The organism is Amycolatopsis thermalba (genome assembly GCF_003385215.1).
Classification (GTDB): domain Bacteria; phylum Actinomycetota; class Actinomycetes; order Mycobacteriales; family Pseudonocardiaceae; genus Amycolatopsis_E; species Amycolatopsis_E thermalba.
On record NZ_PQHW01000063.1, the window covers coordinates 25,944 to 39,734 of the forward strand.

Consider the following 13,791-nt stretch of genomic DNA (forward strand, 5'->3'; position numbering starts at 1 on the left):
GCGATGCAGATCGACGCGCCTAAACTCCCCGAACATCAGCTCACCCGAACCCGCCTCAGAGTGGCGGTGGTGTTGGAATCATAACGCTGGTCAACCGGGCCGGACGACCTCCTTACGGGCCGGGCTGCTCACACGTCCGTGCGCTGATCGATCGCGGCCTCGTAGAAGGCGTCCGCGAGCGCCATGATGACGGCGCTGATACCCGGACCGTCGCTGAAGAAGTAGTCGGCCATGGTGTTGTGGGCCGACTGGTTCTCGACGACCGCCTCGGTGACCGCGGCTTGGAAATCCTGCGACTCCATGAACTGCTTTTTCGAGTTCACCTTGGTCTGGTTGACCAGGTCCGGATAGGCGAGCAGCCGCCGCACCAGGCCCTGCACGAACTCCCGGACCTGCGACTCGGTGAACGACTCGGCGCCGAAGAGATCGTTCATCTTGTCGATGACGACCTGGAGGGCGACGTACTTCGGCTCCTTCCGCTCCCCAGTGCCTGCGGCGCTGATGCCCTTGAGCTCCCCGTCGCCGGTCAGCGAAATGTCGACCGGTGTCCCCTTGGTGTGCTTGACGCCGACCAGGACCACGTCGAAGAGGTCGACCTCGGCTGCCCACGATGAATCTGCGATGACCTTCTCGAGAAGCCGCAAGAAGATCGACAGCATCTCCATGTACGGGTCGCCGTAGTCGACGATCTGACTCATGAAGTCGTAAAGCCGGACGTAAGTGGAGACGTCCTTGCGGAACAGATCGAGGGTGTTGAGAGTGACCTTGTCGTCGGCCTCGATCGCCTTCGCATAGCGGCGGGCGAACTCGTCCTTGGCGGGACTGATCGCTGCCGAGAGCGCGTTGTTGCCCTTGCGGGTGACCCACAGTTCGGCCACCTGTCGCACCTGCTCCGGCGTGTAAATCCCAGCCTGGGCGAGCTTCATGGCTAGGTGGACAACGACGTATGGGTCAGTCTCGGTCTCCAGGGTGGCATTGGTGAAGTAGGGCTCGAATGCAGCCCGGATGTCCTCGGGCTTGTTCACGAAGTCGATGACGAACGTCTTGCGCTTCTGCTCCCCGCCCGCGGTGCGGTGGGTCCGGTTGAGCCGGGAGAGGGTCTGCACGGCCGTGACCCCGGAGAGTTTCTTGTCCACGTACATTGCCAAGAGGAGCGGCTGATCGAACCCCGTCTGGTATTTGTTGGCGACCAGCATAATCTTGTACGTCGTGCCCTTGAAGGCTGCGGCCAGATCAGAGCCGGCGCCCGGGTTCAGGTTGGTCTCGGTGAACTCGTCGTCCTTGCTCGGCTGTGGCCCCCAGTCCGAGACCCACTCCTCGTCCTCAGCCATGGTCACCGAGCCGGAGAAGGCGACCAGAGTGCGATAGTTGTACGAGGAATCCACGGCGGCTCGCTTGGCGATGTAGGCGTCGATCGCCTTCTTGTACTTCACTGCGGCCTTGCGCGAGTCGGTCACGACCATCGCCTTCGCCTTGCCCTCCAGCAGGTGGGCGACGTTGACGTGAAAGTGCTCGACGATGATCTGCACCTTCTGACTGATGTTGGTCGGGTGCAGCTTCACCCACCGCATCAGCCCTTTCCGCGCTGCGGCCTCCTCCACCACCACATCGCCGTCACCGCTCTCAGCCTGACCAGCGATCTTCAGTGCGGTGTCGTAGGACTGGTAGCCCTTGAGTACGTCGAGGATGTAGCCCTCCTCGATTGCCTGCCGCATCGAGTAGAGGTGGAACTCGACCGGCTTGCCGTCAGGACCCTTGCGGCCGAAGAGTTCCAAGGTCTTGTTCTTCGGCGTCGCGGTGAACGCAAAGTAGGAGATGTTCTCCGACTCGGCCCGCTCGGTCATCTCCGCGGCCAGGATCGACTCGACGTCGACGGAGCCGCCCTCTTCGATCTCCTTGACCTCCTCCGCGGTCAGCACGGCCTTGAGCTTGGAGGAGATCTGCCCGGACTGCGAGGAGTGTGCCTCGTCCGCGATCACCGCGAACCGCTTCCCCTTCAGCCCCTGGTCGGCCCGGATCTCGTCGAGCGCGAACGGAAAGGTCTGCACCGTCACCGCGATGATCAGCTCACCGTTCTTCAGCGCGGTCGCCAGCAGCCCGGACTTCGACTTCGCCCCCGCCTTGCGGACGTCCTCCGGGCTGATCGTGGCCACGATCTTCCCGGACCCGTCGATCTGCCGGATCGCCTCCTGGAGCTGCCCGTCGAGGACGGTACGGTCCACGACCACGATCACCGAGTCGAAGACCTTCTCGTCGTTCACGTGCAGCCGCGCCAGCCGGTGCGCAGTCCAGGCGATGGTGTTCGTCTTCCCGGACCCTGCCGAGTGCTCGATCAGGTAGCGCTGCCCCACGCCCTCCTCGCGCACCGCGTCCACGATGTTCGTCACGGCCTCCCATTGGTGAAACCGCGGGAAAAGCATGGTCGTACGCCGCACCGAGGTGCCAGTGGTGACATCCCACTCCTCCTTGGTTTCCACGATCATCAGCCGGCCGACGATGTTGAGCCAGGCGTGCTTCTCCCAGACCCGCTCCCACAGGTATGCCGTCGCCGACCGGCCGTCCTCAGCCGGCGGGTTCCCCGCGCCCCCGTTGTGGCCCGTATTGAATGGCAGGAAGTGGGTCTTCTCGCCCTCGAGCCGGGTGGTCATCGCGGCCAGGTCGTTGGAGACGGCAAAGTGCACGAGCGCCCGGTGTCCGAACGACAACAGCGGCTCCGGACGGCCGTTGGTCAGCGGGTGCCGGTTCTTGCGGTACTGGTTGATCGCCTCATCCAGCGACTGGGTGAAGTCGGTCTTCAGCTCGACGGTGGCGACCGGGAGCCCGTTGATGAAGAACACCAGGTCGATGCTGCGCTGGTCGGCGGTGGAGAAATGCACCTGCCGCATCACCCGCACACGCATCGCCGCGTACCGCTCGTTGGTGGTTGCGTTCAGGCTGGTCTCGGGGCGGAACTGCGCCATCTTCAACCGGCCACCGCCGATGTACTGCACCCCGTTGCGCAGGATGTTCAGCGTCCCGCCACCGTGTTCCAGGGGCTTGTCGAGCGCCGTGGTCAGCACGTCGAGGAACTTCGCCTCCGACCCCGCGGCTTTCAAGGCTTTCCCGTACGCCGCCGGCTGGGTCTCCTTCAGCCACGCGAAGAGGTCCTCGGGAAACAGGGCGCGTTCGCGGTCGTAGCCGTTGTCGTTCTCCGAGTACAGCCACCCATGTTCGGCCAGGTACTCGCAGATCTCGGTTTCGAAGACAACCTCGTTGTGACCGGCCATCACGCCGCCTCTCGCACGTCGATCTGTCCCGTCACCGCCGCCGTGATCAACGCCGCACGACGCTCGCGAGCGAGTTCGATGAACCGCTCGGTCTCGGCGATGAGGGTGTCGATCTTGGCGGTCTGCTCGTCGAGATACGCTGCAATGCGGCGCTGCTCGTCGAGTGGAGGTACGGCGAGCCGAAACTGCTTCAGCGCCTCGCACGTGAGGCCGCCCTTCGTGCTTCCATTTTCCTCGCTAAGCCGTCGAAGCTCGTCATAAGCCGCTCTGAGCGACCACAAAAGGTACTCCGGCAACCACCGGCTCCGATCAGGAGTTACGTACGCAACGTGCTGGTTCACCGTGGCCTCGATGTCGAGAATCGTTGCCATCCCGCGTGTCTTTCCCTGGCCGGTCAGGCCAACCAGGACAGAGCCAGGAGCAACAACCGGCAGGTGGCATTCGCGGAGCGCCACGGCAGTCACAAACTGCTCGGCTCCGCTGACCCGAGACTTGTTGACGACGGAGCTGTTCAGCCAAGGGACGTGCCCGCCGCGCCAATAGATAGCGCTATCCCGTCTTGGAGTCGACCCATTGCCGATACGAGCCGTACGTCCAAGCTTGTCTGTCGCCGAACCTGTCGGCTGGAGAATGGCATGCATAGGCACTGCCCGGCGCCGCTCGCGGAGCATCTCGATCAGGCGCTGCTGCTCCTCGATCAGCGTGTCGATGCGGGCGGTCTCGCGGGCGAGGTAGTTGGCGATGGTGCGCTGTTCCTCTGGCGGGGGCAGTGGAATCGGAATCCTGGCGAGCTTCTCCGCCGTGAGGTGCGGCATCGAGACAACGTTGGAATAGGCATGAACAAAACCGCTAGCCCGCAGCGCGATCAGGTAGAACGCGATGAAGCGGCCATCGAAGCCGCCAATCGGTCGGAGCCGGTTGATCGAGTTCTGGAATCCCCAGCCAGATAGCTCCTCGTCGACATACGCAGCACGGCCGAACCCGCCTTGGCCGCCCTCGACAACAACCACGTCCCCCGCTCGGATGCTCAACTGCTCCAGTTCCGCCTCGCTAAACCACATCTCGTTCACGTCATTGAGGGACAACGCTCCGTCGGGCTGCACATTTGCGGCACGCATGTAGGGTGCACGAACGTCACCGCCCGAATCATTGCTCTGCAACATCTTGCCGAGTGTGACCGTCGCAGCGTGCTTGACCTGTCCTGCCTGCCAGCCCTCAGGCAACGTCTCCCACAGCGGCCCCGTCACTGTTCCACCTCCCGCAGCAAGTCAAGGATCTTGGCGACCTGCTTCTCCAGATCGGCATCGATCTCAGCGAGGGGACGCGGCGGGACGTACTTGTAGAAATGCCGGGTAAAGGGAATCTCGTAGCCGGTCTTGACCTTGGCCCAATCGATCCAGGCGTCGGGGACGTGCGGCTTTACCTCGGCGTCGAAGTACGCCTGGATGACCTCGAACTTGCCGGCCGCACCGGCGGTCGAGCCGCCGTAGGTGAACGGGACATTCTCGGTGTCGCGCTTCTTGGTGTCCGGCTTGGGCTTGCCCTTACGGTCCACCGCCAGCTTGCCATTCTCGTCATGGAGGGGGCGCTCCACGGTGATGGTCCAGTAGCCGAACTCGTCGTTGCGCAGCACCTTGGAGAAGTCGGGGTCTGCGTCTTCGAAGTCGGCGTACAGCCGGACGATCTTGGCGCGGTCCGCGTCGCTGAGCTCACGGTTCTTGGCGCCGAGATTCTTGCGCATCTTGGTCCAGAACGACGTTCCGTCGATGAGCTGGACCTTGCCCTTGCGGTCGGGATGCTTCGCGTTGTCAAGAATCCAGATGTAGGTGGCGATACCGGTGTTGAAGAACATGTTCGTCGGCAGCGCGACGATGGCATCGACCAGGTCGTTCTCCAGCAGCCACCTACGGATGTTGGAGGGGCCGGACTCGGCGCCACCGTTGAAGAGCGGTGAGCCGTTCATCACGATCCCGGCCCGGCCGCCGCCGTCCTCCGGCGCCCGCATCTTGTGAGCCAGGTGGAGCAGGAAGAGCATCTGGCCATCCGACGTCGCCGGGAGACCAGGGGCGAACCGGCCATAGGGGCCGGCTTCGTTGCGCTCCCTCGTGACTGCCTTGGCGTACTGCTTCCAGTCGACGCCGTACGGCGGATTGGACATGCAGAAGTCGAACTGGCGGCCCTTGAACGCGTCATCGGTCAGCGTGTTGCCGAAGGCGATGTTGGTCGCGTCATGCCCCTTGGCCAGCAGGTCGGACTTGCAGATCGCGTACGACTGAGGGTTGTACTCCTGGCCATACAGGCTCAGCTTCGCGCCGCGGTTCTGTGCGAGCAGGTGCTCCTCGGCCAGGGCGAGCATGCCGCCGGTGCCTGCGGTGGGGTCGTACAGCGTGCGGACGATGCCGGCCTCGGCCAGGTCGACGTCCCTCTCGGCGAAGAGCAAGTCGACCAGCAGCCGGATCGCGTCCCGCGGGGTGTAGTGATCGCCGGAGGTCTCGTTCGCGGCCTCGTTGAACTTGCGGATGATGTACTCGAACGCATCGCCCATGTCGGCGTTGGACACGACGTCCGGATGCAGATCGACGGCCTTGAAGGACGTGATGACCTCGCGCAGGAGCCCCGCCTTCTCCAAGGCGAGGATTTCCTTCTTGAAGTCGAAGTACTCGAAGACGTCGACATCGGGCGAGAACCGGTCGATGTAGTCGGCCAAGTTGTCCGCCAGCCCGTCGGCGTCGGCCAGCAGGTTGGCGAAGGAGTAATTCGACGTGTTGTAGAACGGCCGGCCGGTCGCCTTCTTGACCTCGATTCTGAGCCGGTTCGGATTGTCGTACTTCGCCGCCAGCTCACGCACCGTCTCGCGGTCGGGCTCGAGGATGCAGTCGAGGCGGCGCAGGATCGTGAGCGGCAAAATCACGTTGCCGTACTGGTTAGGGCGGTATGGACCCCGAAGCTGGTCGGCGATCGACCAGATGAAACTACCCAGCGTGCTCACAAAGCTCCTTACGAGGCTCACTCGACGATGAATGTTGGACGCTCAGCGCGAGCCCGTGCGAGCCGTCCGAACAGACAGCGCACAGTCTGCGGCAGCCGGTGCGTCACAAGAGCATCATTGTGCATCACGGCACCCTGCCTGCCGCGAGGTCAGCAGAGGCAGGCGGCCGACGGGAGGCAGCACCTTTGCGCAATCGCCGGACAAACAAATCCGGGCCGGGTGTCGTCAACCCCGCTTCGCACCGATCGCGCCTCTGGTGGTCGGCTCGTGCACGCACAGTCACATCTCGTAGTTCGGCTGTGCGGCGTGATCAGTTACAAGGGGTTGACAGCGCTCCGACCGGTTACGGGCGGCTCTGGATCGCGGAAAGGTGGAGCACGGTCCAGGCGCAACGCTTTGAACAGCGTTTTTGCGTCCGCCCGGCGACCCACCGCTGACATCAAATCGTGACATCAACAGGGGCGAAACTAGCGCGAACAGACGTGGCAAATGCCGAAGAGGCAGGGCGAGTCACCACAGCAGAAGCCCAGGTCTCCACCTCCCCGGCCCCAAGATCAGACGCTCCGCAGCACCGACACCACGGCCCCCAGGATCACCGCCCGGTCGCCGTCTATCACCTCGTACGCTGGGTTTCTCGGTTCCAGGTACACGTGCCCGTTGCGGCGCCGGTAGACCTTCACCGTCGCCTCCTCGTCGATCATTGCCGCGACGATCTGGCCCGAGTGCGCCTCCGACTGCTGGCGCACCACCACGATGTCGCCGTCGCAGATCGCTGCGTCGATCATTGAATCGCCGCGTACCCGTAGGCCGAACACCGTGCCCCGGCCGGTCAGCTCGCGCGGCAGGGTCAGCGTGTCGTCCAGCTGCTCGATCGCCGAGATGGGCGTGCCGGCCGCGATGTCGCCCACCACGGGCACCGGCACCGAGTCACCGGAATCCGCCCGCGACGAAGAACCGGAAAGGAACGCCCGCACGTCGATCGGCCGGGACATCGTCGCGCTGCGGCGCAGGAAACCCTTCTCCTCCAACGCCGCCAGGTGCTTCGACACCGACGACGAGGACCGCAGCCCGACCGCCTCCCCGATCTCCCGCGTGTTCGGCGCGTACCCGTACCGGTTCACCCAATCGCGGATCGCGACCAGGATCCGCTGCTGCCGCTCGGGCAGTGACGCCACGTCCAGGTGCTCGAAAAGATCGTCGTAGGAGGCCACCCGCGGATGTTAGACGTTCACACCCGCGCCACCGCGAACACCCGCCGGAACGGGAACCACGTCGTCCCGTCCGGCCGCGGCGGATACGCCTCGTTCAGCAGCGGCGCCAGCTCCGCCCGGAACCGAGCCCACTCACCGTCGTCCAGCGCCGCCCGCACCGGCCGCAACGCCGTCCCGGTGATCCACTCCAGCACCGCGTCCGGCCCGCTCAGCCGCTGGACGTACGTCGTCTCCCAGGCGTCGACGAAGCAACCCGCGTCGGCGAACAACTCCGCGTACTCCAGGGGTGAGTCGACCGCCTCGACGCCACGCAGCCCGCCCACGCGAGAAACCCACTCCGCACGACCAGCCACCTCACGAACCAGCGAGTGCGACGGCGAATCCATGTTGCCCGGCACCTGCATCGCGAACCAGGCGCCCGCGGGCAACTCCTCCACCCAGCGCCGCAACAACGAACGGTGCTCCGGCACCCACTGCAGCACCGCGTTGGTGACCACCACGTCCGTGTCCGGGGACGGCGACCACTCCCGCACGTCGCCCACCTGCGCGTCGACCCCCGCGGCCCGCGCCGCCTCGACCATCTCCGGCGAGCTGTCCAGCGCCTCCAGCTTCGCCCCTGGCCAGCGCGAAGCCAGCGACACCGTGAGGTTGCCGGGGCCGCAGCCCAGGTCGACGACCCGCCGCGGGTCAGTCGCGCCGATCCGGGCGATCAGGTCGTAGAACGGGCGTCCCCGCAGGTCCGCGTAGTCGAGGTACTTCACCGGATCCCACACAGTACGAGCGTACTGCTAGGCCTGGGGCGGCGCCAGCTTCTCCGCGGCCTCGCGCGCGATCGCGGCGACGACCTCGAGGTCCACTCCGGCATCCGGCCGCGCCTGCAGCACGACCCCGTCCCGCCCGGGCAGCTTCCGCTGCACGAACCACACCCCGCCGCTGGTCAGCTCGGCGCGGTGCCGGCCCCGGATCGAGCCGTCCACCCGCTGGCGGACCAGCCACGGCACCTTGCCCGGCCGCGGCAGCTCGAACCGCACCGGCTCCCGATCACGCAGCACGACCGCCGCCCCCGCCGTGCCGGTCTCCTCGGCCTCGGTGACCGTCAGCGTCCCGTCACCCCAGGTCGCCTTGCTGATCAGGTGCCACCCGATGCGCCGGGCACCCTCGGGCACGGGGATCCACAACCCCAGCTCGGTCACCACGAGGTGCCCGCCGCCGCGCACGGGCGCCGACCCGATCGCGTTCTCCGACTCCACCAGCCGCCCGGGGAAGTCCTCCGGGAGGGGGTCGCCGATCAGCCGTCGCAGCCACCGCACGCGCTAGTCCATCCCGCCGATCGCCTGGGCCTTGAGCGCCTTGCGGTACTCCTCCAGCGCGACGAGGTCGCCGAACAGGGCGCGGTAGTCGTCGGCCGCCTCGATCGGCGACAGCCGCTGCAGGCGCGACTTGATCTCCGCGATCTGCCGCCCCACCAGGTTCTCCTGCACCGCGGCGATCATGCTGCCGATGTAGCGGCCGTCGGCCTCGCCCTTGGCGCGCAACGGTTCCACGGCCAGCTCCGACAGCAGCGACCGCACCGGCCCCTCCGGCGTGTACGGGCTCGCCGCGTCGATCAGCGCCGGCCCGGACAACCCGCTGCTGGCACCACCGGCCTTCAGCACCGCCCGGTGCACCGCCACGTACGCCGGGTGCGTGAAGGCCTCCTCGGGCAGGGCGTCGTACTCCGGGCCCGCGTACGCCGGTTCCTGCAGCGCCGCCTTGAGCACCTCGCGCTGCGCCATCAGCCGCGGGTCGTTCGGGTCCGGTCGCGGCACGTCCGCCACCGCGGTGCCGTTGACGCGCTGCGCCGGACGGCGGCCGTTGCCCCGGACCGCGCCGCCCGCGCTCTCCCGCACCCGCCGCACGACCATGGCTTCGTCCTGCCAGCCGACCCACCACGACAGCTTGGTGGCGTAGCCGTCCCGCTTCGCGCGGTCCCTGATCTGCGCGACCAGCGGCACGGTGCGCTGCAGCGCGGCGACCTGGCCGTCGACCGAGTCGAGGTCGTACTCCTTGAGGATGCTGCGGATCGCGAACTCGAACAGCGGCGTGCGCCGGGCCACCAGGTCGCGTACCGCGGACTCCCCCTTGGCCAGTCGCAGGTCGCACGGGTCCATGCCGTCCGGCGCGACCGCGATGTAGGTCTGGCCGGCGAAGGTCTGCTCGCCCTCGAACGCCTTCAGCGCCGCCTTCTGGCCCGCCTCGTCGCCGTCGAAGGTGAAGATGATCTCGCCGCGGAACGCGTCGTCGTCCATCAGCAGCCGGCGCAGCACCTTCATGTGGTCCTCGCCGAACGCGGTGCCGCAGGAGGCGACCGCGGTGGGCACGCCGGACGCGTGCATCGCCATCACGTCGGTGTAGCCCTCGACCACGACCACCTGGTGCCGCTTGGCGATCTCGCGCTTGGCGAGGTCGAGCCCGAACAGCACCTGCGACTTCTTGTAGACCGGGCTCTCGCTGGTGTTGAGGTACTTGGCCTGGATCGGGTCGTCGTCGTGCAGCCGACGCGCGCCGAACCCGACGACGTCGCCGGACAGGTCCCGGATCGGCCACACCAGCCGCCGGTGGAACCGGTCGATCGGCCCCTGGCGGCCCTCCTTGACCAGCTGGGCCTTGAGCAGCTCGCTGAACTCGAACCCGCGGTTGAGCAGGTACTTCGTCAGCTTGTCCCAGCCGGCCGGGGCGTAGCCGCAGGTGAACGTGCGGGCCGCGGTCTCGTCGAAGCCGCGCTCGGCGAGGAAGTCGCGGGCGATCCGGGCCTCGGGCGTGCGCAGCTGCTCGGCGTAGAACTCGGCGGCCACCTTGTGCGCCTCGACCATGCGGGAGCGCGTGCCGCGGTCGCGCTGGACGCTGCCGCCGCCACCCTCGTAGGTGAGCCGGAACCCGACGCGGTCGGCCAGCCGCTCGACCGCCTCGACGAACGGGAGGTGGTCGATCTTCATCAGGAACTTGATGACGTCGCCACCCTCGCCGCAGCCGAAGCAGTGGAAGGTGCCGTGCGTGGGGCGGACGTTGAACGACGGGGTCTTCTCGTCGTGGAACGGGCACAGCCCCTTCAGCGCTCCCCCGCCGGCGTTGCGCAGCGCCACGTAGTCGCCCACGACCTCGTCGATCCGGTTGCGCTGGCGAACCTCCGCGATGTCACTTTCCCGGATCCGGCCTGCCACGACGACCAGTCTAGTGACCGGCGGGGCCGGGCCGTACGGCACACTCGGTGCGTGACCACGCTGGATGCCCTCGCCACGGAGTTCGCCGGGCTGCGCGCGCACCTGACGGCCGTCGCCTACCGGCTGACCGGTTCGGTGAGCGACGCCGAGGACGCGGTGCAGGAGTCGTGGCTGCGGCTGGCCGCGCTGAGCGAGGGCAAGCGCACGCAGATCCAGGAGCCGCGAGCGTGGCTGACCACGGTGGTCGGGCGGATCTGCCTGGACCGGCTGCGGTCGGCGACGGCGCGGCGCGAGAAGTACGTCGGCCAGTGGCTGCCGGAGCCGATCATCACGCCGCTGGGCGCGCCGGCCGGGGACGATCCGCTGGAGGCCGCGGTCCGCGACGAGGGTGTCCGCATGGCGGCGATGGTCGTGCTCGACCGCCTCACGCCCGAGCAGCGGGTGGCGTTCGTGCTGCACGACGCGTTCGCCGTGCCGTTCGACGAGATCGCGGAGATCCTCGGGGTGACCACCGCGACGGCCCGTCAGCACGCCTCGCGCGGACGCCGTGCGCTGGACGACGCCCAGCCGCCGCCGCGCGCGGACCTGGCCGAGCAGCAGGAGGTGCTCGACCGGTTCCTGCGGGCGCTGGCGAACGGCGACGTCCGGGCGGTGGCCGAGGTGCTGCACCCCGACGTCGTGCTCATCGGTGACAGCAACGGCAAGGCCAAGACCTCGGTGCAGGTCATGGTGGGCGCGGACAAGGTCATCCGCTTCTTCCTCGGCCTGCGGCGGTTCTACCGGCCGGAAGCGCTGACCGACGGGCGTCCGCTGCTGGTCAACGGCGATCTCGGGTTCTACCTGCCGCCCGCCCCGGGCGGCGACGGCTACCGGCCGCTGGACGCGCACCTGGAGATGTTCACCGTCCGGGAGGGGCGGATCACCGCGATCTACGACCAGGCCAACCCGGACAAGCTCACCCGGCTTGCGGCACCCGGCACGCGTCCCCGGACGTGAAGCCCTGGTCGGTGATGCCGAGGGCGCTGTTGACGCGGGCGCGCTGGTTCTCCAGGCCGACGAGGTAGGTCAGCTCCACCAGCCCGGCGCGGCCGAACTCCCGCTCCAGCTCGGCGACCTGCTCGTCGGTGACCGCGACCGGCGTTTCGGACATCGCGTCGGCGTAGGCCAGGGCGAGGCGTTCCTGGCGGGTGAACAGCTCCGAGGTGGCGTAGGCGTCGATGTTCTTCAGGCGGTCGATGTCCAGCCCGGCGTGCTTCTGCAGCATCGTGCCGAAGTCGACGCACCACGAGCAGCCCAGCCGCACGGCCGTCCGGTACTGGGCCAGCTCGGCGACGTTCACCGGCAGGTGCTTGACCGCCTTCTCGACGAGCATCTCGTGGATCCCGCTGGCGCGCATCAGGGCAGGCCGGTGTGCGACGACGGCGAACGGCTCGGGCACGGCGCCGAACCGCTTGCGCGCGTAGCGGTAGACGAGCTTGGTGAGCAGTCCGGCGTCCTGTTCGGTCACCGCGGGGATGCGTGGCATGGGGTCCTCCTTCGTGGTCCTACGAAGGGGACGAGACGGCTTCGCGAGATGTGACAGACCGGCGCCGCATCACGTGGTGGCGCCAGCCAGCGAACCGGTGTCGTCGGGCCGGATCCCGGAACCGGCCGCCACGCAGGCTTCCGGATCGCCGGTCACGGCCGGGTCCGTGGCGGCGATGATGGCGTCCAGGGTGCGGCGGGCGGCCAGCAGACCGGCCACGGCCTGGTCGATGCGTTCGCGCTCCCGGTCCAGGCCGGCCAGCGTGCCGGAACACGCCGCAGCCAGGATCCGGCCGTCGTCGATCATGCAGGGCAGCAGTTCGGCGATGGTGGCGGTGTTGAGGCCGGCGCCGAGCAGTATCCGGATGCCCCGGACCGTGGCGATGTCCTCCTCGGTGAACTCGCGGTAGCCACTCGGCCGCCGCGACGGCGTGAGCAAGCCCTGCTCCTCGTAATACCGCAGCAGCCGCTGGCTGACCCCGGTCCGTCGCGAAAACTCGCCCATGCGCATATGACGACCACCACGTTCAGTTGACTCTCTCATCGGTGTGAGATCGCAGTCTATTCGCATGACGAACGAACAATCAGCAAGCGCGCGGCAGGCGCCCGTCACCGTCGTCGGCCTCGGGCCCATGGGCCTCGCCCTCGCCGGGGCGCTCCGGGGCCGCGGCCACCGCACGACCGTCTGGAACCGCACCCCGGGAAAGGCCGATCGCCTGGTCGCCACGGGCGTCCGCCGCGCGGCGACCGTCGCCGAGGCGGTGTCCGCGAGCCCGGTCACGATCATGTGCCTCAAGGACTACGAGACCATGTACGAGGTCTTCGGCTCCGCCGGCGACGCCCTGCGGGGGCGGGTGCTGGTGAACCTCAACTCCGGCACTCCGAAGGAGGCGCACGCGGCGGCCGGGTGGGCGGCCGAGCGCGGCGTCTCGTACCTGGACGGTGCGATCATGGTGCCGCCGCCGATGGTCGGGCACCCCGGATCCGTCTTCCTCTACAGCGGTTCGCGGGAGGTGTTCGACGAGCACCGGCCGACGCTGGCGAGCATGGGCGACCCCCGGTACCTCGGCTCCGATCCCGGCCTGGCGGTGCTGTACAACACCGCGCTGCTGGAGATGATGTACGCCACCATCAACGGATACCTGCACGCCACCGCGATGGCCGGCTCGGCCGGGGTGCCGGCGGTGGAGTTCGCCGAACTGGCCATCGGCTGGTTCCTGCCCGCGGTGCTGGGCCCGATGCTCGCCGAGGAGGCACCGGTCCTGGACAAGGGCGAGTACCCGGGTGATCTCGGCACCTTGGAGATGAACCTCAACGCGCTGGACCACATCGCGCGCACCGCCCAGGAACAGGGCGTGCAGACCGACCAGCCGCGCCTGATGAGGGAAATCGCGGCACGAGCGATCGCTGACGGCCACGGCGGCAAGAACTACCTGGCGGTGTTCGAGGTCTTCAAGCACCAGGCACGCTAGCCGTTGCGGGTCATGACGTTGGTGTCGGCTGCGGGGGCTTGAGACGAGGGGACGGGTCTTTCGGCGGCAGGATGAGAAGTGCGACCCACTCATCCGCCGAGAGAAAGACCCGTCCATGCACCACCGTAA

The 13,791-nt window shown here is 67.5% G+C and carries 11 protein-coding genes; 2 read left to right on the forward strand and 9 right to left on the reverse strand.

Translation table 11 applies throughout. The features are described from left to right. Positions 1-128 precede the first annotated feature (128 nt). From D0D15_RS23040 to dnaG, 7 genes are all read right to left on the reverse strand, one after another. A complete protein-coding gene (locus tag D0D15_RS23040; protein WP_094004784.1) occupies positions 129-3,266 on the reverse strand; it encodes a type I restriction endonuclease subunit R in 3,138 nt (1,045 codons plus the stop codon). Beyond that, positions 3,266-4,513 (reverse strand): restriction endonuclease subunit S, encoded by a 1,248-nt coding sequence (locus tag D0D15_RS23045; RefSeq protein WP_094004783.1) that lies wholly within the window; start codon positions 4,511-4,513, stop codon positions 3,266-3,268. The genes D0D15_RS23040 and D0D15_RS23045 overlap by 1 nt, the downstream gene beginning before the upstream one ends. Continuing rightward, entirely contained in the window at positions 4,510-6,255 is a 1,746-nt protein-coding gene (locus D0D15_RS23050) for a type I restriction-modification system subunit M (protein WP_094004782.1), read from the reverse strand. Before D0D15_RS23050 ends, D0D15_RS23045 begins: the two co-directional genes overlap by 4 nt. 554 nt (positions 6,256-6,809) lie before the next feature. Then, positions 6,810-7,466: a transcriptional repressor LexA gene (gene lexA, locus D0D15_RS23055; RefSeq protein WP_094004781.1), complete on the reverse strand. Its 657-nt coding sequence runs from the start codon at positions 7,464-7,466 to the stop codon at positions 6,810-6,812. A 17-nt stretch (positions 7,467-7,483) separates the two neighbouring features. Continuing rightward, positions 7,484-8,239, reverse strand: coding sequence for a trans-aconitate 2-methyltransferase (locus D0D15_RS23060; RefSeq protein WP_094004780.1), 756 nt, complete (start codon positions 8,237-8,239; stop codon positions 7,484-7,486). A 15-nt stretch (positions 8,240-8,254) separates the two neighbouring features. Continuing rightward, positions 8,255-8,776 (reverse strand): hypothetical protein, encoded by a 522-nt coding sequence (locus D0D15_RS23065; protein ID WP_094004779.1) that lies wholly within the window; start codon positions 8,774-8,776, stop codon positions 8,255-8,257. A 3-nt stretch (positions 8,777-8,779) separates the two neighbouring features. Further along, positions 8,780-10,666: a DNA primase gene (gene dnaG, locus D0D15_RS23070; protein ID WP_094004778.1), complete on the reverse strand. Its 1,887-nt coding sequence runs from the start codon at positions 10,664-10,666 to the stop codon at positions 8,780-8,782. Between the two features lie 51 nt (positions 10,667-10,717). Here dnaG and D0D15_RS23075 point away from each other — a divergent pair, with 51 nt between their 5' ends. Continuing rightward, the gene (locus D0D15_RS23075) at positions 10,718-11,662 is read left to right on the forward strand and encodes a sigma-70 family RNA polymerase sigma factor (protein WP_115944728.1); all 945 of its coding nucleotides are present in this window, start codon (positions 10,718-10,720) and stop codon (positions 11,660-11,662) included. On the opposite strand, the gene D0D15_RS23080 is transcribed toward D0D15_RS23075, so the two are convergent. Further along, positions 11,622-12,191, reverse strand: coding sequence for a carboxymuconolactone decarboxylase family protein (locus D0D15_RS23080; protein ID WP_094004777.1), 570 nt, complete (start codon positions 12,189-12,191; stop codon positions 11,622-11,624). The genes D0D15_RS23075 and D0D15_RS23080 overlap by 41 nt on opposite strands. Positions 12,192-12,260: 69 nt before the next feature. Then, complete coding sequence (locus tag D0D15_RS23085) at positions 12,261-12,695, reverse strand: MerR family transcriptional regulator (protein WP_338024694.1); 435 nt, start codon at positions 12,693-12,695, stop codon at positions 12,261-12,263. A gap of 64 nt (positions 12,696-12,759) precedes the next feature. Here D0D15_RS23085 and D0D15_RS23090 point away from each other — a divergent pair, with 64 nt between their 5' ends. Further along, complete coding sequence (locus D0D15_RS23090) at positions 12,760-13,662, forward strand: NAD(P)-dependent oxidoreductase (protein WP_094004775.1); 903 nt, start codon at positions 12,760-12,762, stop codon at positions 13,660-13,662. Positions 13,663-13,791 lie beyond the last annotated feature (129 nt).